This window comes from Gemmatimonas sp., from assembly GCF_036405635.1.
Lineage (GTDB): Bacteria > Gemmatimonadota > Gemmatimonadetes > Gemmatimonadales > Gemmatimonadaceae > Gemmatimonas.
Genome location: NZ_DASWXE010000239.1, coordinates 1 through 23,191, shown reverse-complemented (window position 1 = coordinate 23,191; position 23,191 = coordinate 1). Strand labels below are relative to the sequence as shown.

Annotated in this window: 17 protein-coding genes; 16 read left to right on the top strand and 1 reads right to left on the bottom strand. The window is 64.6% G+C overall.

Annotation, left to right across the window (positions count from 1 at the left end):
• The first annotated feature begins 12 nt into the window (after window positions 1–12).
• The 11 genes from ybgF to tatA all read left to right on the top strand — a co-directional run bounded on the left by ybgF (window position 13) and on the right by tatA (window position 15,270).
• Window positions 13–873 (top strand): tol-pal system protein YbgF, encoded by an 861-nt coding sequence (gene ybgF, locus VGE27_RS18870; RefSeq protein ID WP_331051226.1) that lies wholly within the window; start codon window positions 13–15, stop codon window positions 871–873.
• A gap of 35 nt (window positions 874–908) precedes the next feature.
• Entirely contained in the window at window positions 909–1,673 is a 765-nt protein-coding gene (gene tatC, locus VGE27_RS18865; RefSeq protein WP_331051225.1) for a twin-arginine translocase subunit TatC, read from the top strand.
• Window positions 1,670–4,672 (top strand): putative LPS assembly protein LptD, encoded by a 3,003-nt coding sequence (locus VGE27_RS18860; RefSeq protein WP_331051224.1) that lies wholly within the window; start codon window positions 1,670–1,672, stop codon window positions 4,670–4,672. The genes tatC and VGE27_RS18860 overlap by 4 nt, the downstream gene beginning before the upstream one ends.
• 68 nt (window positions 4,673–4,740) lie before the next feature.
• On the top strand, window positions 4,741–6,291 hold the full coding sequence (hutH, locus tag VGE27_RS18855; protein ID WP_331051223.1) for a histidine ammonia-lyase: 1,551 nt from the start codon (window positions 4,741–4,743) through the stop codon (window positions 6,289–6,291).
• Entirely contained in the window at window positions 6,288–7,976 is a 1,689-nt protein-coding gene (gene hutU / locus VGE27_RS18850) for a urocanate hydratase (RefSeq protein WP_331051222.1), read from the top strand. The genes hutH and hutU overlap by 4 nt, the downstream gene beginning before the upstream one ends.
• The gene (locus tag VGE27_RS18845; RefSeq protein ID WP_331051221.1) at window positions 7,976–8,983 is read left to right on the top strand and encodes a radical SAM protein; all 1,008 of its coding nucleotides are present in this window, start codon (window positions 7,976–7,978) and stop codon (window positions 8,981–8,983) included. Before hutU ends, VGE27_RS18845 begins: the two co-directional genes overlap by 1 nt.
• A complete protein-coding gene (gene hutI, locus VGE27_RS18840) occupies window positions 8,980–10,269 on the top strand; it encodes an imidazolonepropionase (RefSeq protein WP_331051220.1) in 1,290 nt (429 codons plus the stop codon). Before VGE27_RS18845 ends, hutI begins: the two co-directional genes overlap by 4 nt.
• A 167-nt stretch (window positions 10,270–10,436) precedes the next feature.
• A complete protein-coding gene (locus tag VGE27_RS18835) occupies window positions 10,437–13,718 on the top strand; it encodes a tetratricopeptide repeat protein (protein WP_331051219.1) in 3,282 nt (1,093 codons plus the stop codon).
• Window positions 13,715–14,719: a polyprenyl synthetase family protein gene (locus tag VGE27_RS18830; RefSeq protein WP_331051218.1), complete on the top strand. Its 1,005-nt coding sequence runs from the start codon at window positions 13,715–13,717 to the stop codon at window positions 14,717–14,719. The genes VGE27_RS18835 and VGE27_RS18830 overlap by 4 nt, the downstream gene beginning before the upstream one ends.
• Window positions 14,719–15,000 carry a DUF4321 domain-containing protein gene (locus VGE27_RS19590; RefSeq protein WP_012683420.1) on the top strand — a complete coding sequence of 94 codons (282 nt, stop codon included), beginning with the start codon at window positions 14,719–14,721 and terminating at the stop codon, window positions 14,998–15,000. Before VGE27_RS18830 ends, VGE27_RS19590 begins: the two co-directional genes overlap by 1 nt.
• Before the next feature lie 12 nt (window positions 15,001–15,012).
• Window positions 15,013–15,270: a twin-arginine translocase TatA/TatE family subunit gene (tatA, locus tag VGE27_RS18825; protein ID WP_331051217.1), complete on the top strand. Its 258-nt coding sequence runs from the start codon at window positions 15,013–15,015 to the stop codon at window positions 15,268–15,270.
• A 121-nt stretch (window positions 15,271–15,391) separates the two neighbouring features.
• Here tatA and VGE27_RS18820 read toward each other — a convergent pair whose 3' ends face one another.
• A complete protein-coding gene (locus VGE27_RS18820) occupies window positions 15,392–17,224 on the bottom strand; it encodes a peptidylprolyl isomerase (RefSeq protein ID WP_331051216.1) in 1,833 nt (610 codons plus the stop codon).
• Between the two features lie 280 nt (window positions 17,225–17,504).
• Here VGE27_RS18820 and VGE27_RS18815 point away from each other — a divergent pair, with 280 nt between their 5' ends.
• The 5 genes from VGE27_RS18815 to VGE27_RS18795 all read left to right on the top strand — a co-directional run.
• The gene (locus VGE27_RS18815; RefSeq protein ID WP_331051215.1) at window positions 17,505–20,021 is read left to right on the top strand and encodes a tetratricopeptide repeat protein; all 2,517 of its coding nucleotides are present in this window, start codon (window positions 17,505–17,507) and stop codon (window positions 20,019–20,021) included.
• Entirely contained in the window at window positions 19,994–20,476 is a 483-nt protein-coding gene (gene aroQ, locus VGE27_RS18810) for a type II 3-dehydroquinate dehydratase (RefSeq protein WP_331051214.1), read from the top strand. Before VGE27_RS18815 ends, aroQ begins: the two co-directional genes overlap by 28 nt.
• 22 nt (window positions 20,477–20,498) lie before the next feature.
• Entirely contained in the window at window positions 20,499–21,587 is a 1,089-nt protein-coding gene (locus VGE27_RS18805; protein WP_331051213.1) for a Xaa-Pro peptidase family protein, read from the top strand.
• Between the two features lie 49 nt (window positions 21,588–21,636).
• Window positions 21,637–22,140: an acetyl-CoA carboxylase biotin carboxyl carrier protein gene (gene accB, locus VGE27_RS18800; protein WP_331051212.1), complete on the top strand. Its 504-nt coding sequence runs from the start codon at window positions 21,637–21,639 to the stop codon at window positions 22,138–22,140.
• An 11-nt stretch (window positions 22,141–22,151) separates the two neighbouring features.
• Window positions 22,152–23,191: PilT/PilU family type 4a pilus ATPase (locus VGE27_RS18795; protein WP_331051211.1), on the top strand; the 1,040-nt coding region annotated here is incomplete at its 3' end.

Sequence of the window (23,191 nt, the reverse complement as noted above, 5' to 3'; positions counted from 1 at the left end):
GGAGGTTTGACCATGCGCTTCCACCGTGTGTGGCGGCTGGTTCCCCTCGTGGCCCTGGCGGCCACGGGGGGCTGCTTTGCCACGCGAGGCGATGTGCGCATCGTGCAGAGCGATGTGCTGGCATTGCGCACCGAAGTACTGCGCCAGCAACAGCAGCATCAGGAGACGCTCACGCAGACCATGCGCTTGTTGCAGGTCGCGAGCGACTCACTCTCCCGTGTTGGTGCTCGTACGGTGAGCATCCAGGGTGATGTGCGTGGCGAGATGCGCGCCATTCGTGAGCAACTCCTGCAGGTGCAGACGCTGCTCGGCCAGAGCCAGGCCACCATCGGTCGCCTGCGCGCAGAACTCGAGGCTCGCAACAATGCGCCGGTGCCCATGCAGCCAGCTGGTCCGCCGACTGGCGGGCCGCCGAACGCTTCGGGCACCTCGTCGGGGACGCGCAATCCCCCCCCGGCCGCTGTACCTGTTGATTCGGCCGCGATGACGCCAACCGGTCCGGGTCCCAATCAGCTGTTTACGAACGGCATGGACCAGCTCAACCGTGGTAGCACGTCCACGGCGCGCACGTTGTTCCAGGAGCTGATCACCACGTACCCCACGTCGGACTATGTGCCCGACGCGCAGTACTGGATCGCCGAGTCGTTGGCCAAGGAGAACAACCTGGCGGCGGCAGATGCGGCGTACGCCGCAGTGGTGAGCGCGCATCCGACGTCGGCCAAGGCGCCGACGGCGCTGTACAAGCGGGCGCAGCTGCTGCTGCGTCAGAACAACTCGGCGCAGGCCAAGCAACTGTTCGAGCAGGTGATCGCGAAGTACCCGCGCAGCAACGAAGCGGCGCTGGCGGAAGAGACCCTCAAGACGCTGCGCTGACCTCAACGCGGCGAGCACGTCAGGACGAGCAATAGATGGCTGGGAGTACACCGGGAGAGATGCCGTTCCTTGAACACCTCGAGGAACTGCGGTGGCGATTGTTCAAGTGCGCCGTCGCCATTGCCATTGGCGTGGTTGGCGCATTCGCACTGCTGTACTCGAAGCGCATCGATATTGTCGGCATCCTTGCCCAGCCGATTCAGCCGTATTTGCGGCAACCGCTGATGGTCACCCACGTGGGTGACCTGTTTGACATTGTGATGAACGCATCGGTCACCCTTGGGGTAATTGCGGCATCGCCGGTTATCGTATGGCAGGTCTGGGGTTTCCTCTCACCGGCGCTGTACGGCCATGAGAAGAAGGTGGTGATCCCGGCGCTGGTCGCGGCCGCGATGTTGTTTCTCGCCGGCATGGCCCTCGCATTCAAATACGTTATTCCGGTGACGCTGGCGTTCTATGCGAGCTTCGAGAGCGATTCGGTGAACACCATGCAGACGGTCGACGGTTACATGTCGTTCGTCACGTCCATGTGCCTGGCGTTTGGTGCGGTGTTCGAATTGCCGGTCGTCATCGCGCTGATGTCGGCGCTGGGCATCGTGCAGCCGCAGCTCCTCTCCAAGTTCCGGCGTCATGCGTTGGTGGGCTGCCTGATCGCGGCCGCGCTCATTACGCCGGGTAGTGATCCGACGTCGCTGCTGTTGCTGACGGTTCCGCTGTATGCGCTGTACGAAGCGTCCATCACGGTGTCGCGATTCATCGCGCGTCGCCGCGAGCATCGTCTGGCTGCCGAGGTCGCGTGACGCGATTTGCCGCATGGGCGCGCCATCGTGCGATGGTCCTGCGCCAGTTGTTGATGGTCGTGGGGCTATCGGCCGGGCTGCCGCTTGGCGTGGCGGCGGCACAGGTGCGTCCTCCGGGTGGCCAGCCGCCGGTGCGCCCCGCACAGACGGGAGCGCGCCGCGACAGCGCCGCCGCGGACAGCGTGCGCGGCCTGAGCAAGGACCGCAAGGTGTTCGAGTGGGCGACTCCTGACTCCACCATGCGGCTGCTGCTCGACAAGGTCGGCTACAAGAAAGTCCAGTATCAGGGCGACACGGTGCAGTTCAATGCGCAGACACGCATCCTGACCCTGCAGGGCAAGCCGTCCGGTGTGCAGCGCGATGAGACCATGCTCGTCGGCGACTCGATCACCTACGATGATTCCACCAAGAAGGTGATCGCGCTCGGCGACTCCGTGCTGTTGCGCGACCCCACGCAGACGGACGCCGACGACTTCATCGCCAATGGCCGCATCGAGTACGACCTGACGAGCAAGCAGGGCCTCACCGGCGCCTTTTCGACGTCCGTGACTTCGGGCCAGCGGCTGTATCTGAGTGCGCGGCGCAGTGCGTTGGTCAGTGATACTGTGGTGAGCGGCCGGCACATCGTGTTCGCCAAGAACGGTTCGTTCACTTACTGCGATCACACCGAACCGCATTTTCACTTCACGACGGGCGAGATGAAGTTCATCTCGCAGAACGTCATGGTGGCCCGCCCAGGCGTGCTGTACATCGGCGAAGTGCCGGTGTTCTGGATTCCCTTCTTCTTCCAGGATATTCGCTCTGGACGACGCAGCGGGTTGCTCACGCCCAACTTCGGCATGGCGGAACTGTTCCGGAACAGCCCGTCGTATCGCCGCAGCGTGCAGAATATCGGCTATTTCCTGGCCATCAACGACTACATGAACTTCGAGACGTCCTTCGACTGGCGCAGCGGTGCGCGCAGCTCGGATGTCGACCCGGGGTTCATCCGCGGCAACGCAGAGTTGCGCTACAAGTGGCTCGACCGGTTCGTGACGGGTGAGCTTGCGTCGAGCTACATGGGGCTCCGCAACGGCACCACCAATACGTCGTACACCTGGAATCACAACCAGGACTTCTCGCGCGATACCAGACTCACGGCCCGACTGAATTGGGTGCAGAACACCATGGTGCAGCGGGCCACGACCATCAATCCGGTCGCCGCCAACGCCACCATCCGTTCGCAGCTCAACTACCAGACCAAGATCGGCCCCGCACAGATCAATGTGGGTGGCTCGCGCGTGCAGTATCCCGGTCGTACGCAGGTCGACATGGACTTCCCGTCGCTCAACGTGACGACCGGCTCGCTCGAGGCGGGGCCGGCGACGTGGACGCCCTCCCTGCGTCTGGCCGTTGCTGGCCAGAGCCGCATCGACCAGGGGCTGCAGTTCCCGTGGGTGTACAACGCGGCCCCGGGTGGTGGGATCGACAGCAGCCGATTCAATGCGAGCCGTCGCAACACCCAGTTCCAGTTCGACACGCCGATCAAGCTCTGGGACTTCCAGTGGCAGAACTCGTTCACCATGAACGAACAGTTCCGCGATTTCCCCGAGCAGCGCGAGATCGTCGGTGTGCGCGATACCTCGTATCGCGTGACGCGGGTGTTTGCCAAGACCTTCCAGTCGGATTTTGACTGGCAAACCTCGTTCAACCTTCCGCGTTTCTTTCAAGGCAGCTGGAACGTGTCACCAGCCGTCACGCTGACCAATGTCGAAACCGGGGCGGGCCTCTTCACCCGGTCGGAACGCAGCGCCGGGCGCTGGGTCCAGCAGAGCAAGCGGCTGAACTACACCGTGTCCGCATCACCAACGCTCTACGCCATGCTGCCAGGGCTTGGGCCGATCGCGCGGCTGCGCCATTCCATCACGCCTGGTATCAGCTATTCCTATTCGCCCCAGGCGTCGGTGTCGGATGAGTTCCTGGAAGCGATGGGACGTTCCCGCGTCGGCTATGTCGGCGCACTCAAGCAGAATCGTGTTGGGCTGAGCCTGGCGACCAACCTTGAAGCCAAGTTGCGTCCTCCTGCGGATTCTGTGGATCAAGGCGATGGGGCGGGGCGGAAGATCAAACTGCTCTCGCTCAACTTCTCGACCCTGTCGTACGATTTTGTGCGTGCGGATACGTTGGGCAACGGCTTGTCCGAGCGGACTTTCACCATCGGTGGGCGCACCGATCTGTTGCCGGGCTTCGACTTCCGTGCCTCGTACGATCTGTTTCAGGGCGACATGGCATCGGATACCGCCACGTTCGATCCGTTTCGCACCGACTTCGGCGTCACGTTCTCACTGGACGGCAAGTCGGGGCTGATCGCGTTGTTGGGTCGCCTGATCGGCCGCAAGGCTACGCTCGAGACCGACAGCACTACGGCAGCCAATCGTCAGAATGCCAACGACCTCAACGTGGACCGGCAGTCGCGCAACATGAATGCGGCTGGCGGTGGCACCATGCGTGGCATGCAGATGGCCTTGCCGACGGGGCAGGGGTGGAACCTGAATATTCAGTACAACGCCGCACGGCAGCGTCCAGTCAGAGGTGGAACGCAGATCGTGAACAACCCCGAGCAGCTGTGTGAACCGCAGCGGGCGTTCGGTATTCTGGCGTATGATCTCTGCATTCAGAACGCACAGAACGCCCCGCCCACGGGCTCGAACAGTGGCCAGAGTGCCATTGGCGCACCGGTGTTCATCCAGCCGCCCACGCAGAATGTGAACGCCACGATGTCGTTCAACATCACGCAGAACTGGGCCGCGCAGTGGACCACCCAGTACGATGTGGTGCGGTCGCGTTTCTCCAGCCAGCAGATTGGGCTCCAGCGCGCGATGCATGACTGGAATGCGGTGTTCTCGTTCTCGCAGACCCCCAATGGCAATTTCGCCTTCAACTTCTTCATTGCCCTGAAGGCGCAGCCGGAACTCAAGTTCAACTACGACCGGCAGACTTATCGGTCGAGCAACTTTTGAGCATCTTTCGGTGAGTCGGTCGCTACGGCGACCGCTCGCCTGCCGGACGTCCCCATGCGACGTCCTTGATGTTCCCGCCCCCTGATTGTCAGGAGTACCTGGTGCTGCAACTCGATGGACGTTCCCTGCGCATCGCCGATGTGCTGGCGGTCGCGGATGGCCGGATGCCGGTGGCTCTGGCGCCCGATGCACGGACTCGCATGGATGCCACGCGTCATGTCGTGCAGACGGCCGTCGATCGCGGGGAACCGGTCTACGGGATCAACACCGGCTTCGGGAAGCTGTCCGAAGTCACCATCGCTACGCGGCAGTTGGCTGCGCTCCAGCGCAATCTGGTGCGCAGCCACGCCGCAGGGATCGGCGATCCCCTGCCCGAGCGCGAAGTGCGTGCCATGATGCTGCTGCGCGCGAACGTGTTGGCTACCGGGTATGCCGGCGCCCGGGCTTCGGTGGTGGAGCGCCTGCTCGACATGCTGAACGCCGGTGTCTGGGCCGTGGTGCCTGAGCAGGGCAGCGTGGGCGCCAGCGGCGATCTCGCACCGCTCGCGCACCTGGCTCTCGCGCTCATCGGCGAAGGCCCCGCAAGACTCGGCGATCGGGAAGGGCCGTCAGCGGAACTGCTGCAGTCGGTGGGCCTCGAGCCCGTGGTGCTGGAGGCCAAGGAAGGTCTCGCACTCATCAACGGCACACAGGCCCATACGGCCGTGGCCTCTCTCGCGGCCGCTGAACTCACTTCGCTCTGGCGCGCGGCGCATGTGGCGACGGCCATGAGTCTCGAAGCGCTGCTGGGTACCCCCGACGCGTTCGATGTGCGCATTCAGGATGCGCGCGGACAGGTCGGGCAGAGCGAGTCCGCGGCGTTGCTGCGGGCGTTGTTGCTGCCGAGTGAACTGCGCGAATCACATCGTCATGGCGACCCGCGTGTGCAGGATGCCTATGCGTTGCGTTGCGTGCCGCAGGTCCATGGGCCGGCGCTCGACACGCTGCGATTCGCACGGGGCATCATCGAACGCGAGCTGAACGCGGCGACCGACAACCCGCTGGTGTTGCAGTCCGGCGAGTTGCTGAGTGGTGGCAACTTCCACGGACAGGCCGTGGGCATGACGAGCGACTTTCTCGCCATCATCTGCGCGAACCTGGCGGTGATCAGCGAACGTCGGACCGATCGTCTCGTACACCCCGATTTCAATCAGGGATTGCCGCCGTTTCTGGCCGCGTCGCCCGGTCTCGAGTCGGGACACATGATGACGCAGGTGAGCGCTGCCGCACTGGCCAGCGAGTGCAAGGCGCTCGCCCACCCACACAGCGTCGACTCCATTCCCACCGACGGCAACAAGGAAGACGTGGTGCCCATGGCGATGGGTGCGGCCACGCGCCTGCGCCGTTCGGTGCGCAATCTGCGGCACGTGCTGGCCATCGAGTTGATCTGTGCCGCAGAAGGTCTCGAGCATCGCCGTCCATTGCGCAGCAGCGCACCGGTGGAGGCAGCGCATGCCATTGTCCGTCAGTACGTCGCGAAGTCGGATGGCGATCGTCCACCCGGCCCCGACATCACTCGTCTCGCCAACGCCTTGGCGGCGGGCGTCTTCGATGAACTCACCAGCTCGGTGATGATATGAGCCAGTCGGTGTCTCCAGCGCAGTCACACAGCGGTCCCCGTCCTGTTCGCGCACCGCGTGGCAACACGCTGCGTTGCCGCGGCTGGGAGCAGGAAGCGGCCCTGCGCATGCTGATGAACAATCTCGACGCAGAAGTGGCGGAGCGTCCGGATGATCTGGTGGTATACGGTGGCACCGGCCGCGCCGCACGCTCATGGGACGCGTTCGATGCCATTGTGCGCACCCTCGAAACGCTGGGTGACGACGAGACGTTGCTGGTGCAAAGTGGCAAGCCGGCCGCAGTCTTCCGCACACATGCCGATGCCCCGCGCGTGCTGATTGCCAACTCCAACCTCGTGGGCCGCTGGGCCACATGGGATGAGTTCCGGCGTCTCGAGAAGTTGGGCCTCACTATGTACGGCCAGATGACGGCCGGTTCGTGGATCTACATCGGTAGCCAGGGCATTGTGCAGGGCACCTATGAGACCTTCGGTGCGGTGGCGGCCAAGCATTTTGGTGGCACCCTCGAAGGGCGGCTGGTGGTGACGGCCGGCTTGGGTGGCATGGGTGGTGCGCAGCCGTTGGCTGCAGCCATGCACGGCGCGGCCGTACTCGGCGTGGAAATCGATCCCACCCGCATCGCCAAGCGCATCGAGACCAGGTATTGCGACCGTGAGACGACGTCGCTGGATGAAGCGCTGGCCTGGTTGCGCGACGCCCAGGCACAGCGCGTGGGTCTTTCGGTAGCGCTCCTCGGCAATGCCGCCGATGTGTTGCCGGAGTTGGTGCGACGCGGCATCACGCCCGATGTCGTCACCGATCAGACCAGCGCACACGACATGCTGGTGGGCTACCTGCCGCAGGGCATGACGCTGGCCGAGGCGGCGGCGCTGCGGGCGTCTGATCCGTCGGTGTATGTCGCGCGTGCAACCGCGAGCGTGGTGGAACACGTGCGCGCGATGCGTACCATGCAGGATCGTGGCGCGATTGCGTTCGACTATGGCAACAACATCCGCACTGTGGCCTTTGATGCCGGAGTGGATGACGCGTTCCGTATCCCCGGATTTGTGCCGGAGTACATCCGTCCGTTGTTCTGCGAAGGCAAGGGCCCGTTCCGCTGGGTGGCGCTCTCTGGCGATCCCGCGGATATCGCGCGCACGGATGAACTCGTGCTCGAACTCTTCCCGCACGATGTGCAGCTCAAGCGGTGGATCACGTTGGCCCGTGAACGCATTGCATTTCAGGGGCTGCCGGCGCGCATCTGTTGGTTGGGGCAGGGTGACCGGGCGCGGTTCGCCCTCGCACTGAACGATCTCGTGGCTCGCGGTGAAGTGTCGGCGCCCATTGTGATTGGCCGCGACCATCTCGACACGGGCAGCGTCGCGTCGCCGTTCCGTGAGACCGAGGCGATGAAGGATGGCAGCGATGCCATTGCAGATTGGGCCATCCTGAACGCGTTGCTCAACGTGGCCAGTGGATCGAGCTGGGTGTCATTCCATCATGGCGGCGGTGTCGGTATCGGCAACTCTCTTCACGCAGGACAGGTGATCGTCGCCGATGGCAGTGAGCGGATGCGTCGTCGCCTCGAGCGTGTGCTCACCAACGATCCCGGCATTGGTGTGGCTCGCCACGCCGACGCCGGTTACGACATTGCCATCGACACGGCCGCCCGCGAGGGCATCAAGCTTCCCATGCGGACCGGTTGATGCTGTCGAGTCGGTATCGGCCGTGGCATGTGCCGATCTTTCTGTCCAAGTACGCGTGGTTGCGGGCACGGCGTCGTCCGGTGTTGCTCAATTTCGAGGTCACCATGCGTTGCAACGCGCGCTGTGGCTTCTGCGACTACTGGAAGACCCCGGCATCCGAGAAGGCGACGGAACTCAAGAGCTTTGCCGATATCGCGCGCCATTTCTCTCCGATGCTCGTCACGTTTACCGGTGGCGAACCCACGCTCCGGCGCGACCTCGAGGACATCGTGCGATCGGTGCGGGAAGCTGTGCGGTTCACGTACGTCCAGCTCATCACGCACGGCGCGATGCTCTCGCTCGAGCGTGCGCAGTCGCTGTGGGACGCCGGCGTGGACCAGTTCAACATCTCGCTCGACTATCTCGATGGCCGTCATGATGTGGCGCGCGGCATTCCGGGATTGACCGCGAAGATTCTGGATCTCGTGCCTCGCATGCGTGCGGCGGGCATTGGCGGGGTGCGGTTCAACACCGTCATCAAGAACGACAATCTCGACCAGATTCTGCCGATCGTCGAACGCGCCGCGTCACTCGGTGGCGGCGTGAACTTCTCGGTGTATACGGCGCTCAAGAACGGCAACACCGAACATCAGCTGCAGGACATCGATCCGGCCGCCGTGCAGCACGTGGTGGACCAGCTGCTCGCCTACAAGCGCCGGCGTCGCGGCGTGATCACCAACTCGGACTACTATCTCGAGCAGATTCCGCGCTATGTGCGTGGGGAGATGAGCGAGCCGTGTCAGAGTGGGAGCACCACCATTCACATCGATCCGCACGGTCAGGTGCGGCGATGCCCGGACTTCAAACCGGATGGCCCGTGGCAGTCGTACAAGGGCTACGAACCGATCGACTGCAATGCGTGTTTCTATGCCTGCCGTGGTGAAGCGCAGGCTCCGCTGCGGCTCATGTCGCGCGTGCGCGATGTGATGGCCACCGTCGTTCCCGATTCCACTGAGCCCGTTGCATGAGTTCTGATCACGCCTCGTCGGGTGGTGCACCGACCACCCTGTTCGTGAATGCCGCCCAAACGTTGACCGCCACGGGTCCGGCGCGGGCCAGGCGTGGTGCCGAGATGGGCGATGCCGGCGTACGCGAGGGACTGGGCGTGGCGGTGCAGGGCGAGCAGATCGTCATGGTCGACACGGATGACGTGTTGCGCAGCACGTATCCCAGCGCCGCCGAAGTGGATTGTCAGCGGGGGCTGCTGGCACCGGGCTTTGTCGATTCTCATACCCACACGGTATTCGGCGCGGCGCGTTATGCCGAACACGAACTGCGTGCGACGGGCGTGCCGTATCTCGAGATCGCACGACGCGGTGGAGGTATTCACAGTTCGGTGCGCGACCTGCGTGCGCGCAGCAACGAAGAACTCTTCGCGCTGGCGGTGCCACGTCTGGCCCGACTCGCAGCGGGCGGCGTCACCACGGTGGAGATCAAGTCCGGTTACGGACTCACCGTCGCCGATGAGCTGCGCACGTTGCGCGTGATTCGCGAGCTCGCGCACTCGCAGCCCATGGATATCGTGGCCACATGCCTCGGTGCGCACGAAGTGCCGATGGAGTTCCGCGATCGCGACGGTGGGCGTCAGGAGTGGCTCGCGCTGCTGGCCAACGATCTGTTCCCGCAGGTGGCCGCCGAGTCGCTGGCCCAGTTTGCCGACATCTTTTGCGAGCCAGGCGTCTTCACCGTCGACGAAGCACGTGCGCTGTTGCGGGAAGGACAACGCCTCGGACTTCGCGCCAAGCTGCATGCCGACGAACTGCACGACGGCGGTGCAGCCGCGCTGGCGGCAGAACTGGGCGCCATCAGTGCCGACCACCTCGCCGCCATCTCTCCTGAAGGCATTGCCGCACTGGCGGCGAGTGACACCGTGGCCACGGTGCTTCCCGGCACCATGCTTTTTCTCGGTACCGGAAGGCAGGCACCGGCCCGCAAGCTCATCGAGGCTGGCGCGGCCGTTGCGCTGGCCACGGATCTCAACCCGGGCACATCACCACTCACGGCGTTCCCGCTGGTGATGACGCTGGCCGTGAGCGAACTGCGCCTTTCCGCCAGCGAAGCCTGGATCGCGGCCACCGTCAATGGCGCTGCGGCACTTGGGCTTGCTGGCGTCACCGGGCAGCTCACTCCAGGCTTCCGCGCCGACCTCGCCATTCATGCGGTGGAGGATTTCCGGGCGTTGCCTTACTGGTTCGGCGAGCGTCTCTGTGTTGGGTCATGGTCTCGCGGTCGCGCTTGTCACCCTATGCGCTGATTCGTAAGATCCGTGACTCGGCAGATGACCGCAGATCGTGCCGGTGGTGTAACAGTCACACGCGTCGTGTGATGCCGGTGATACCTCGGCACGGGATTCTGCGTCGCTGTTAGCCAGCGCCCGCCGATAGGGCGCTACTTTCGTCTCCGGGAGCCCGACTCGACCGCATGTCCAACGCCGCGAAGCACAGGAAGAAAGCGGCCGAGTTCGAGCAGCTCAAGCAGATCGACCGTGCGATTGCCTCGTACGTCAAGGCGATCGAGGAGAGCGAGGCGGCCGGCGAGGAGATCGATGTCGCCTTGTTCAACAAGGTGGGCGATCTCGCACTGCGTCAGGGCCGTGTGCCCGATGCCATTACGTACTACGAACGCGCCGTCGAGCACTACGCGACCTCCGGCCTGTTCAACAACGCGATCGCGCTCTGCAACAAGATTCTGCGCAATGCTCCCGGTCGCGCCAACGTGTACTTCACGTTGGGACGGATCTGCGCCAAGAAGGGGCTGCGTGGTGATGCGACTCGCAATTTCCTCGAATATGCCACGCGCATGCAGCAGGAAGGCCGCGTGGACGAGGGGATGCGGGCGTTGGCTGAGGTGGCGGACCTCATGCCCGAGCTCACCGAAGTGCAGGCGCTGGTCGAGGAACACGCGGCGCGGGCCGGCATCGTGTTGCCACGGCGACGCACACCCATCCGCGCCGCCGAAGCCGTGCCGGCACCGGCCGACGCGCAGGGGCAGCGTCCCGTTCGCGAGGAGCGGAAGAGTGACTTGATCTTCCTCGACGTCGACTACGGCGACCCGCGTTCCCGCACGCCCGTCGGTACACGACGCGTGCCGACGCCGCGTCATGCGCCATCTGTGCCGACACCGGGAGCCGGCGAGAAGGCCCTCAGTCCCTCTGCGGGCCTGCAGGCGCTGCCATTCCTCGATGTGTCCGAACGCGTCGAGGGATTGGTCGATGCACCCGGTGAACTGGGCGGCGCCGCCGATGTGGCGGACGTGATTGATGTCGCTCCTGAACCGTCAGTGGTGCGTCCGCCCGAGATCAGCACCGTGCCTGTGGAAGCCGTGGATGGGCTCGAGGCGCTACCTGGTGCGCTGGGGGCCGATGCCGAGTTGCTGGAGGGGTTCAGTTCCGATAGCGAAGTCGATGACGGGACGGTGGTGGAACCCGTCGCGCCCCCCACCGATGTGACCTGGCTGGTGCCGCCCGATGTGGGTGATTCCGTGGCGCCGCTCGACGACGTGTTGATCGAAGACATCACCGATCCACTCGGCGAGAGTGCCGTGCAGTCGGTGATCCTGTCTGAGACGCCGTTGGCGGTGCCTGCGGTACCCGAACCCGATGTTTCCAGCGAGACCGTGGAAGTCGAGCCGATGGAGCTTGATTTCCTCGACATCGAGCCGTTGGATGCCCCGGCGTTCGAGCTGGAGGCGTTCGATCTGCCCATGATCGACCACCTCGATGAGGCGGCATCGCTAGGTGATTCGCTGGGCGATTCGCTGCGCATCGAGGGGCTCGATGCTTCCTCGTTCGACTTCGAGGTGCAGCAGGCCGAGGAGTCCGGAGAGCTCGGGTATGTGGAGCCGCTCGATGTGACCGCGGTTCCTGAGCTCGATGCGGCCATCGCAGCGGGCGAGGAGTTGGTCGCGCAGGCCGAGGCGGCAGAGGCTGAGGCAGAGGCGGAAGTGGCCCAAGCCTACGCTGATGTCGGTACTGAAATCGCGGCTCCGACCCATGTGCCTGCCTCCACACCGGAGCCGGTGCTGCCACGGGCTTCGTATCGCATCGATCCGCACGATTTTGTGCAGTCGGGCGAGCTCCCGCCGTTGCTCCTCGCAGACGCCCTGGTGGATCGTGGACTTCGGGTGGCACTCGCGACGCCGGCCGTCGGCGTGGTGAGTATTGCGGCACCTGCCGAACCGGTGGTGGAGCAGGCGCCTGTCGAAATGGCCAGTGCCCACGACGACGTCATCGAGGATATCGCGGCCGAGGCCGAACTCCTCGATCTCGATGCGCCGGAGTCTGGCAACGAAGCGGCATCGTCTTTGTTGGACGTGGAGCTGGTGACGGTCGACGCGAACACGTCGCTTGCAGTGACGGCCGAAGTGCCAGCGCCCGACGCGCCAATACTCGCCGAGCCGGACGCGTTGCTGGACCTTGACGCTGTCGAAATTGGCGGTGGGCCAGAGGTCCTCCCGCCGGCGGTCCCGTCGTCTGACGAGGCGCCTGTGGCCCCGCACGACGCGATGGCGCTGGACCTCACTGCTGCGTCGGCGTCAGAAGTCGAACCTCAGCCGGACTCTGTGACCGCGCTGACGGTCGCGGAGGACGCCCAACCGTCTGTCACGCCGGATGATGCGACCCACGCGGACGACGTTACTGGCGACGTTGCTGACACACCTCCGCACTCGGGCGTGGCCTACGCCACACCATCCCTCCCAACGGCCGCTGTGGCTGCGGAGGCCGTGGTTGTCGCGACGTCACGCCGGGATGCGCTCAGGGCGGCCGTCGCACGCCTGCCGCAGAACTGGTTGCTGCGGCGCCGCCTCGCGGAGTCGCTGTTTGAGGCCGGTGAGCGCGATGCCGCCCTGCACGAGCTGGAGACGGCCCAGCAGGGGCTGCTCAACGAGGGCGAGTACCAGTCGGCCGCCGAGATTGCGGATGAATTGGTGCAGGTGGCTCCTGATCGTGTGCCGTATCACCAGAAGCGCGTCGAGCTGGCCGTTCGGCTCCAGAATCAGGATCGGTTGCAGCTCACGTACCTCGACCTCGCCGATGCGCTCGTGCGGATGGGCGAAGAGGGGCGGGCACGGGCCGTCTATGCCCGGGTGCTGGAACTCGATCCCTACGATGAGCGAGCCCGTGCGGCGCTCGGTGCGGCAGCTCCCCCACCACCGCCCCCGCCGCGTCCCGACGACCAGTTCGTGGACCTCGCGGATTGGCTGCGGGACGACGACCAGCCTGCATCCACCCGTATGCGCATGCGTGAGCCAGCCATCAGCGGGGATGAACAGGCCGATTTCAACGCCCTCCTCCAGCACTTCAAGGATGGCGTCTCGCGGTCACTGGGCGAGAACGATTTTGAAGGGCACTACGACCTGGGCGTTGCGTACAAGGAGATGGGACTTCTGGACGACGCCATCGCGGAGTTCCAGAAGGCGCTGAGAAGCCGTGCGCACCGACTACCGGCGTACGAGGCTTTGGGGCAATGTTTCGTGGAGCAGGGCCGACACCAGATCGCAGCCACCGTCCTGTCCCGGGCGTTGCACGAGCCGGGACTCGACGATGACCAGCGTGTCGGCGTGCTGTATCTCCTCGCACATTCTTGCGAGGCACTGCAGCGAAGAGACGAGGCCCGTAGTTATTTTCAGCGCGTGTACGCGACCGACATCAACTTCCGCGACGTCGCCGCCCGATTGGCGGCACTCGACCACGCCACACGATGACGCTCTCCACGCGGACTCCGTCCGCGCTGGCGGCAGCGTTACGTGACATCCAGGCTCCGGTACAGGCAGAACTCTCCCAGGTTTCGGGAGAACTCTGGCGTATCGTCGCCGCCGATGTGCCGCTCGTGCGCGAGGTGCAGGATCATCTGATGGGGATGAAGGGGAAACTCTTCCGCCCCACATTGCTCCTGCTGTCCAGTTCCATCGAAGGCCGCTCTCCGAAGCGTGCCATCACCTTCGCCGCCGTCGTCGAGCTGATGCATCTCGCGACGCTCGTGCACGATGACGCGGTGGACCACTCGGTCCTGCGTCGTGGCATGCCCACTGTGAATTCGCTCTTCAGTCACCAGGTGTCGGTGATCATGGGCGACTTCCTGTACCTGCGGGCACTGCGTGAGCTCGTGACCATTGGCGATCTCGAAGCGATGCGCTCCATCACGAACGCCTCGAACGAGATGACACTCGGCGAGATTCGGCAACTCAGCGCGTACGACGCGTTGGCGTTCAGCGAATCGGACTACGAGACGCTGATTCGTGCCAAAACCGCCACGCTGTTCATGGCGGCCTGTGATGTCGGTGCACTGTCCGGTGCCCCGCGCTACCGCGAGGCCGTCACGCGTTTTGGTGAGCGGCTGGGGATGGCATTCCAGGTCGCGGACGATCTCCTCGACTACACCGAGCAGCAGGAGATGACCGGAAAACCGAGCGGTCTCGACCTCAAGGAGCACAAGGTCACCCTGCCGCTCATCGCCGCACTGCGTGAGATGCCGTCTTCGGCGCGGACCCGGGTCGAAGCGCTCTTCGCCTCTCCGGAACCCGAGGACGAGGCAATTGCCGAGGTGGTGGGCATTGTGCGGGATCATGGGGGGCTGGAGTACGCCCGCCAGCGCGCTGATCAGTTCTCACGGGAAGCCGAAGAGGCGCTCGCTGAGCTCCCCGAAGGGCCGGCGAAGGCCGCCCTGCTGGATTCCATCGCCTACGTTGTGGAGCGTCGCTGGTAATGGCCGTTCGTGGACCTTCCAAGCATCGTCCGCTGTTTCATGTATTGGTGCTCGCGTCCGGCTTCGTGGCCGGGGGGCTCCTTACACAGGTAGCGCGACGTTTCCTGCCGCCGGGTGCGGTGAAGGAGTTCCTGACGACCGGCGTCACGCCGGCAGTGGGCCCTCTACCGATCGACCTGATTATATTGAAGTTTGCGGTTGGACCTGTCGCCCTGGATGTCTCGCTCTTGAGCCTTCTGGGAGTATTGATCGCCTACCTCATCGCGCGGTCCCTCTTCTAGGAGCTTCCCCCCATGAACTTCGGAAATTTCGGCTTCGGCGAGATCCTGATCATTCTCGTGATCGTGCTGCTCCTCTTCGGAGCCAAGCGCATCCCTGAGATCGCTGGATCCCTCGGCAAGGGCATCAACGAATTCAAGCGCAACCTCAGTGACGCGCAGAAGCAGATCACCGAGCAGCCGCGCAACGAGCAGCGTATCGCGCAGGGTCAGCCGGCCCAGCAGGATGCGGCAGAAGAAGATCGTCCAGAGCCCAAGCGCCTGCTCAACTGACGCTTTCGCCACACACGAAGAAGCCCCCGCCGGTCGGTGACCGCGGGGGCTTCTTGGTTTTGCTGACGTTCTGATTGGTCCTGCTGTGAGCGCGGCGCCTGCGCGCCGCGCTCACGATGAATCAGGTACCCGACTGACGGCGGAGCTGCGACATCACTTCCGTGCGGCGGTCGTCGATCTTGGTGTGCTGGCGCAGGTTTCCAAGGAACTCGTCGATGCGCTGCTGACGCATCTGCTGCAGCAGCTGCGCGCGCTGGTTCGCCTTTTCGGCTTCAAAGGCTTCCTTGCTGGCGTTGGTACGCGCGTCCACGCGGAGCACGACCATGCCATCGAGAGAGCGGAACGGTCCACCGACCTGTCCTGCCGCCACCGCAAACGCCCCACCAACAGCCTGCGTGAACTGGCCAAGGCCGGGGACAGCATCGACGCGGCTGAAGCTGTTGGACTTCTCAACCGTGAGCCCCTTGGCCGCGGCTGCCGACTCCAGCGTGCCGGCGCGTGCTGCCGCCACCAGCGCTTCTCCAGCAGGGGCCAGCTTGTCGATGCGCTTGTCACGCGTCAGGCGGCGGCGGATATCGTCCTTCACTTCAGCCAGTGACTGCTGTCCACCCTTGGTGATCGAGTCGAGGCGGGCGATGTAGTACGCTTCCGGTGAATCGAACAGATCGCTGGACTCGCCAGAACGCACACCCGAGAAGGCCCATGCACTGACGCTCGGTACGTAGCGGCCAGCAAATGACAGGGGTTCCTTCTCCACCACCACGACCTGCGCGGCCGTCAGGCCGAGCGTCTTGGCAGCGTCATCGAACTTCTTGGCGTCTTCCTGGCTTGCACCAAGATTGGCCAGCGAGTCGGCGCGGCGGTCCGTGCGCGTGGCGCTCGAATCCGTCTGTCCGACGACGACCAGGATATGACGCAGGTCGAGCGTATCGCCCTTGCGGTCATCGACGCGGATGAGGTGCCAGCCGAACGGCGTGAGCACAGGCTGCGAAAGCTCACCAACCTTGAGCGCGTAAGCAGCTTCCTCGAACTTCGGCGTGAAACGGTTGCGACCGCCCTTGCCGAGGGCGCCGCCCTGCGCGCCAGAGATCGAGTCTGTCGATTCGCGCTTGGCCACGTCTTCGAACTTCGCACCACCGACAATCTCGGCACGCAGCTGATCGATACGCGTGCGCGCAGCGGCCGAGTCAGCCGCAGTGACCGTGCGTGGCACGGTGAGCAGCGAAACAATGGCGCGACCCGGGCGCTCGTAGCGCTTCTTGTTGCGGTCGTAGAACTGCGAGATCTCGGCGTCGGTGACGGTCACCGACGTATCGGTGAGCGCATCCGTGCGCAGGACAACAAAGCTCACGGTGGCGCTGTCATGCCGATCGCTGTAGACCTGCCACAGACGCTCATCCGAGACGTACGCGCTGCTCGCCACCTGATCGAACAGCTTCTGTTTCGGGATCTCGTTGCGATAGAACGCTTCGAGGCCAGCGAGCATGCCGGACTGACGCGCCATGGGGCTGGAGATCAGACGCAGGTACTTCTGCATGTCGAACTTGCCGTCCGTCTGCAGGTCGGGCGACGTCGTGGCCTGGGGCGGCGGAGACATGCGTGCCGCCTGAACGACTTCTTCGTCAGTAACCGTGATACCGCGACGCTTGTACTCCTGTTGCAGGAGCATTTCCGTCACGATCTCATCGAACGCCCGATCTTCCAACTGCTGCCGCTCATCGAGCGTGACGCCACGCCCCGACTGCTGCTGCTGTTGCTGTTCGAGCGCGGTGACCGCGTTCTGCCACGTTGTGAGGAGTACTTCCTCCCCGTTAACGGTGGCGATGGACGTGGTCGTCGTCACTGGAGCACGACCGGCGAGTCCGGAGGTCTCATACAGCAGGAAGCTGCCGACAAACGCCACGATGATGAAAATCCAGATGTACTTCGCGGCGCTCCGCATCGATTGCAGCACGGGGCGAGACTCCTTGACTCAGAAGAACGGGCAGATACGGAAAGGCACACGCACCTCCCCGAAGAAGGGCGTGTGCCGGAAAGAGTCCGGAAACCTAGCGGTCCAGAACGGCTAAAGGCAAGACACGCCACGACTTCCCGTGATTTTCTCCACGATTGACAACCTGACCGACCATGGCAACTAATTCAGCGTCCGCTCCCGCAGGGCCTCAGGCCCACCGGAACGCCGCTGGATGCACAGCGCATGTCGGCCGGGGACACCACCAGAGGGTACCGCACGCATGAGCACAGCCGCCCGGATCGAGGAGCTTCGGAAGAAGTTCGACGAGAACCCGCGCCGTTACTTCGCGCCGCTCGCGAATGAACTCCGCAAAGCCGGCGACCTGACACAGGCGATCGCGCTCTGTCGCGAACATCTGCCCAAACAACCGGGGCACATGAGCGGGTATATCGTCTATGGGCAGGCGCTCTACGAAGGGGAGGCGCTCGACGAGGCGCGCTCGGTGTTCGAGCAGGCGCTGGCGCTCGACCCCGAGAACCTGATCGCGCTGCGCCATCTCGGTGACATCGCGCGCCGGCAGGGTGATCCCATGGCCGCCCGTCGCTGGTACGAGCGCGTGCTGGATGCCGATCCCCGCAACGACGACATCGCAGCGCATATCGCGTCGCTTGCGACACCGGCGCATCCCATGCGGGCCATTCCCATGCCGGGCGTGGCCATGCCGGTGGTGCAGGCCCCGGCGCCGGATCTGCGGCCCGTGTCGTTCACGCCATCCGTCCCGGTGCCGGTCATCGGTGTGGTGGTGCCAACGCCCGATTCCGTCATGCGGGCGGTCGACTTCGATGAAGTGAACGCGCGCCTTCGGACGCCACCCATTCCTTCCATTTCGCAGATCGCGCCGGCAACACCAGTTGCTCCGGTAATCCCCGAGCCGTCGCATGACCTGCTCGACCTGGATGCGATGGAAGTGGCCGGCGATGGCATGCTGCGTTCTGCGGTCTCTGAAGAGGTGCCATTTGTGGCGGCGACGGTGTCCGGCGCCTCGCCCGTTGTGCCGCCCGCCGCTGCCGCTGTATCGGACGTGGCGGACACGGCGGAGGAGATAACGGAGGCCAGCGATCCCTTTGCGTTCGCCGGCGAAACGTCCGCTGCTGCGGCGGCGGATGACGACGCTTCGGCAGGAATGGACGACCTGTCCTTCGAAGAAGGCCTGGCCGCGCCGACGTGGCCGGATACATCTGATCTCGTCGCACGCGTGGCCACGCCGCGCAGTGTCACGCCGGCCTATGTCGATGTGCCGGTTGAAGCCGTCGATGCCTTTGGTCGGGAAAGCTCCGATCCCGTGGCGCACTCGCTGCCCGAGCCAGAACCGGATATCGCAGACGAGGAGCTCCCGTCGGCGCTTGCCATGACGCAGAGCGACGAGGCTGATGTCGTGTGGACGGCCGATGCGGCCCACGTCCTGACGCCGGTGGCATCCGAGCTGGCGGTGCCGGCACCGGACTTCGACGAGCCGGCAGCTGAACTGTCGTACGCTGAAGCCACGTACGCTCAGGAAGAGGACGTCGACGTGTCCGTGGAGCTCGAATCCATCACGGAAGCCGCCGACCCGCATGATGAGGCGATCGAACCGTGGGCCATGGAACCCGTCGCTGCATCACTGCCCGAGGCGGCTGTGTCCGACGTGATGACGGAGTCTGTGGAGTTGGACGCTGTGGGTCATGTCGAGGCGGATCTGCCTTGGCTCTCCTCGCCGGTCACACCCACTGAGGAAGTCGAGGCCATTGCCGACGCGATCGCCGAAGACGCCCGCGTCGCCGGCGATTCTGATGCGGTCTCGGTGTTTGCCATGCCGGTGGCCGATGTCACGGCCGATGCATACGACGGCGAAGCGTCGTTCTCCGACGTGCATCCCGAAGCCGTAGAGATGACCGAAGCGGCTGAAGAAGCGCCGCCGGCCTCCTTCGGGTTTGAGACATATGGCGACTATGACGCCGGTGATGTCGTCGCCGAGGAAGGGTTCGAGCCGGAAGTTGAAGAAGTGCCTTCACCGGCCTTCGTGACGGAGACCATGGGCGAGTTGCTGGTGACGCAGGGATTCATTGAACGCGCCATCAGCGTCTATGAAGAGCTGGTTCGTCGCCGTCCATACGACCCGGTGCTGTCGTCCCGGCTCGCCGAGTTGCGAGAGCAGGTCACCGCTCCGGCGCCGGAGCCCGTCAAGGCGGAGGCCTTGGTACAGCAGGCGGCTCGGTACACGGCACGTGAACGATTCGCAGCCCTGGCCGCTCGTCGGGTACCGCGACGCACACCGCGGGCCTCTGTGGCGATACCGGCGGTCGAGGAAGAGGGGCTGGCGTCGCTGTTTGGTGCCGCCACCGACGGTGCAGACGATACCGCAGCGCGGGCCCTGGCCGATGCGTTCTCGCCCCAGCATGTCGAGAGCGGTGCCGTCACCGATAGCTTTTTCGGTTCGTCGGGTACACCTGCCCGCGGAACGCCCGCTTATACATCTGCCATGCGCACGCCGGCCGTTGGAACTCCCGCCATGGGGACCCCAGCCATGGGTACCCCCGCCTTGGGCGCGGTGGCGATGAGTACACCGGCGCAAGGCGTCGCTTCAACCGAATCGACGTCGGAAGCGTTTTCTTTCGACCGCTTCTTCCCGGATCCGGCTTCGCACCAGGCCACATCGGAAACCGGGACACCGGACCGCACGGCCGCACCGGGGGCACCCTCGGCGACCGACGATCTGGCGCAGTTTTCCGCATGGCTCAAGGGACTCGGCAACGCGTGATCATCGGCGTACTCAACGGACCCAACCTCAACCTGCTGGGCACGCGCGAGCCGGCCATCTATGGCACCGCCACGCTGGCTGACATCATGACTCACCTCGAGGGCGTCGCGGGCGCTCTCGGGGTGCAGTTGCGTACAGCCCAGTCAAACAGCGAAGGGGCGTTGATCGACATCCTGCACGAATGGCGCGGGGTGGTGGATGGCGTGGTGGTGAATGCGGGTGCGTACACGCATACCAGTCTGGCCCTGCGCGATGCCTTCAGTGCAACGGCGATTCCGTTTGTCGAAGTGCATCTTTCCAACATCCATGCCCGCGAACCCGAGCGTCGGCATTCCATGTTGGCCAGTGCGTCCATCGGCATGATTTGTGGACTCGGCGCGGATGGCTACGAGTTCGGGTTGCGCGGCCTTGTGCGCACGCTCCAACAGCGACAGCAGCCCGCCGCGCGCGGCTGATTCCCTCTCCGCAGGACAACCGATGACTGACAATCGCGCGGTGCGGCTGGCTGGCCTCCGCGACGCACTGGCGCGCGTTGATCTCGACGCGCTGCTGGTCACGGCGTTGCCAAACGTCCAGTACCTCACGGGATTCTCAGGCAGCAACGCCCTCGTCATCGTCACGGCGAAAGAGTGCGTCCTGCTCACGGACTTCCGATACGCCACGCAGGTGGAGCAGGAGGTGGGCATGGCGGCCACCGTGCGGATCGAGCCGTCGAGCCTCTGGATCGGACTGTGGAGCGTCTTGCAGGCCATGACGGGCGTCGACCGCATTGGCTTTGAATCGGCACACATGCTCCATCGGGACTTCAGCCGACTGCTGGACCAGGGTTCCCGCTGGCAGTGGCGGCCCCAGGAAGATCTCGTGGAGGTGCTGCGGGAGCGAAAGGACGAGGGGGAGATTGCGGCCATCGAAGAGGCGGTGGCGATGGCTCAGAAGGCCCTCGATACCACCCTCTCCAGGCTGCGGCCGGGGCTGACGGAAACCGGCGTGGCGGGCATTCTCGAGCAGCAACTGCGCGAAGCGGGGAGCGAAGCCTATCCGTTTGCCTCCATCGTGGCGTCTGGGCCCCGATCGGCCCTTCCGCACGCGCGGGCCAGTGATCGCGTGCTGGAAACGGGTGATTTTGTGCTGATCGACTTCGGTGCGGTGTCGCGCGGCTATTGCTCCGACATCACGCGCACCGTGGTACTGGGACGGGCCTCGGCACAGCAAAAAGAGGTCTACGAGGTCGTGCTGGAAGCAAATCGTCGCGCTTCGGGTGCGGTTCGGCCCGAAATGACGGGGATGGCTGCAGATGCGGTCGCGAGAGAGTACATTGACGCCCGCGGGTTTGGTGACGCGTTCGGTCATTCGCTGGGCCATGGCATCGGCCTGGAAGTGCACGAATCGCCGCGCCTGGCCCGCACCGTCGAAGCTCCCCTCGCCACCGGGATGGTCGTGACCATCGAACCGGGGATCTATCGCCCCGGGTGGGGCGGGGTGAGAATCGAGGACGATGTGCTCATCACGGAGTCGGGGGGACGTGTTTTGACGAGTTTCCCCCGGACTCTGCTCGAAATCGACTGACCTCGCGCCGGCTCTGTGCTGGCGCCGATTCTCTTCAGCCTCCCCCTCCATGATCGACCTGCGCTACGTGAAGAAGCTGATCGAAATGCTCGACGGCTCCACGGTGGATTCCATCGAGATTTCGTCCGACAAGGGGATGAAGCTCCGCATCTCGAAGAGCCCGCAACAGCGCGCTGCCATGACCGTTGCTCCAGCCGCGCTTGCGGCGCCGGTGGCCGTTGCCGCTCCGGTGTTGCCTGCTGCGCCAGCGGCGCGTCCTGACGGGGAGGGGGGGACTCCTGCGCCGAAGGCCGAGGCGCCGAAGTCCGCGGCCCTCGAGATCAAGTCGCCGATGGTGGGCACGTACTACTCTGCGCCTGAGCCCGGTGCGAAGCCCTACATCTCGGTGGGCGATCGCGTCAGCAAGGGACAGATCGTCTGCATCATCGAAGCGATGAAGATCATGAACGAGCTCGAATCCGAGTTCGACGGTGTGGTGCGTGAGGTGAATGTCACCGACGCCCACCCGGTCGAATACGGCCAGGTGCTCTTCCGCATCGATCCGACCGGCTGAGACATGACGACATGACGATGGTCTCCGGCGCTGCTCCTGGCATGAACGGCAGCAGCGCCAACGGTGCGGCCCCCGCCTCGGGACTCGATCTCAAGGCTGCCCTCCAGCGCATGGTGCGCGAAGGGGCATCGGACCTGCACCTCAAGGTGGGACGTCCTCCGACGCTCCGCCTGCACGGAGACCTCGTTCCACTCGACATGCCCGCGATGCGCCCGGAAGAACTCCGGGCGCTCGCCGAGCACCTGCTGCCGCCGGCGCAGCTGCGCGAATTTGTCGAGGCGCGCGAATCCGACTTCGCCATCAACGTCCCGGGGATCGGGCGTTTTCGCGTGAATGTCTACCAGCAGAAGGGCACGGTGGCGTTCGCGATGCGTGCCATCGCGCACGCCGCCTCCAACGTACGCGATCTGAATCTGCCGCCCGTGCTGGAGCAGATCTCGATGCGTCCTCGCGGTCTGGTGCTGGTCACGGGCGTCACTGGCTCCGGCAAGAGTACCGCGCTGGCCGCCATGATTCAGCACATCAACGAACGTCGCAGCGCGAATATCATCACGATCGAAGATCCGATCGAGTTCGTGCATCGCGACGTGCGCTGTCACATCAACCAGCGCGAAGTCGGCACTGACACGGCGTCGTTCTCGCAGTCGCTGCGCCGTGTGCTGCGCCAGGATCCCGACGTCATCATGATCGGCGAAATTCGCGATCTCGAGACGCTCGAAGTGGCCCTCAAGGCGGCCGGCACCGGCCACCTCGTGTTTTCCACGCTGCACACGACCGATGCGACGCTGACGATCAATCGCATGCTGTCGTTCTATCCGCCGCACCAGCAGAACGAGGTGCGGTTCGCGCTCGCCAATGCCCTGGCGGCGGTCATTTCGCTGCGCCTGGTGCCACGGGCCGATCAGCCGGGTCGTGTTCCCGCCTGTGAGATTCTGGTCAACACCGAAGCGGTCCGCGACCAGATCCGCGACCTCTCGGCTGCGCTCAACATTCCCGACCTGATCAAGGAAGGCAGTGTGGCGTACGGCATGCAGAGCTTCGACCAGTCGCT

What these genes read in the sequence shown, in the direction of transcription:
- VGE27_RS18830 (WP_331051218.1), top strand. Translation starts at nt 13,715, where the DNA reads ATGACGCTCTCCACGCGGACTCCGTCCGCGCTGGCGGCAGCGTTACGT.
- hutU (WP_331051222.1), top strand. Translation starts at nt 6,288, where the DNA reads ATGAGCCAGTCGGTGTCTCCAGCGCAGTCACACAGCGGTCCCCGTCCT.
- tatA (WP_331051217.1), top strand. Translation starts at nt 15,013, where the DNA reads ATGAACTTCGGAAATTTCGGCTTCGGCGAGATCCTGATCATTCTCGTG.
- aroQ (WP_331051214.1), top strand. Translation starts at nt 19,994, where the DNA reads ATGGCTCAAGGGACTCGGCAACGCGTGATCATCGGCGTACTCAACGGA.
- ybgF (WP_331051226.1), top strand. Translation starts at nt 13, where the DNA reads ATGCGCTTCCACCGTGTGTGGCGGCTGGTTCCCCTCGTGGCCCTGGCG.
- VGE27_RS18815 (WP_331051215.1), top strand. Translation starts at nt 17,505, where the DNA reads ATGAGCACAGCCGCCCGGATCGAGGAGCTTCGGAAGAAGTTCGACGAG.
- VGE27_RS18835 (WP_331051219.1), top strand. Translation starts at nt 10,437, where the DNA reads ATGTCCAACGCCGCGAAGCACAGGAAGAAAGCGGCCGAGTTCGAGCAG.
- tatC (WP_331051225.1), top strand. Translation starts at nt 909, where the DNA reads ATGGCTGGGAGTACACCGGGAGAGATGCCGTTCCTTGAACACCTCGAG.
- VGE27_RS19590 (WP_012683420.1), top strand. Translation starts at nt 14,719, where the DNA reads ATGGCCGTTCGTGGACCTTCCAAGCATCGTCCGCTGTTTCATGTATTG.
- VGE27_RS18845 (WP_331051221.1), top strand. Translation starts at nt 7,976, where the DNA reads ATGCTGTCGAGTCGGTATCGGCCGTGGCATGTGCCGATCTTTCTGTCC.
- hutH (WP_331051223.1), top strand. Translation starts at nt 4,741, where the DNA reads ATGTTCCCGCCCCCTGATTGTCAGGAGTACCTGGTGCTGCAACTCGAT.
- hutI (WP_331051220.1), top strand. Translation starts at nt 8,980, where the DNA reads ATGAGTTCTGATCACGCCTCGTCGGGTGGTGCACCGACCACCCTGTTC.
- VGE27_RS18805 (WP_331051213.1), top strand. Translation starts at nt 20,499, where the DNA reads ATGACTGACAATCGCGCGGTGCGGCTGGCTGGCCTCCGCGACGCACTG.
- accB (WP_331051212.1), top strand. Translation starts at nt 21,637, where the DNA reads ATGATCGACCTGCGCTACGTGAAGAAGCTGATCGAAATGCTCGACGGC.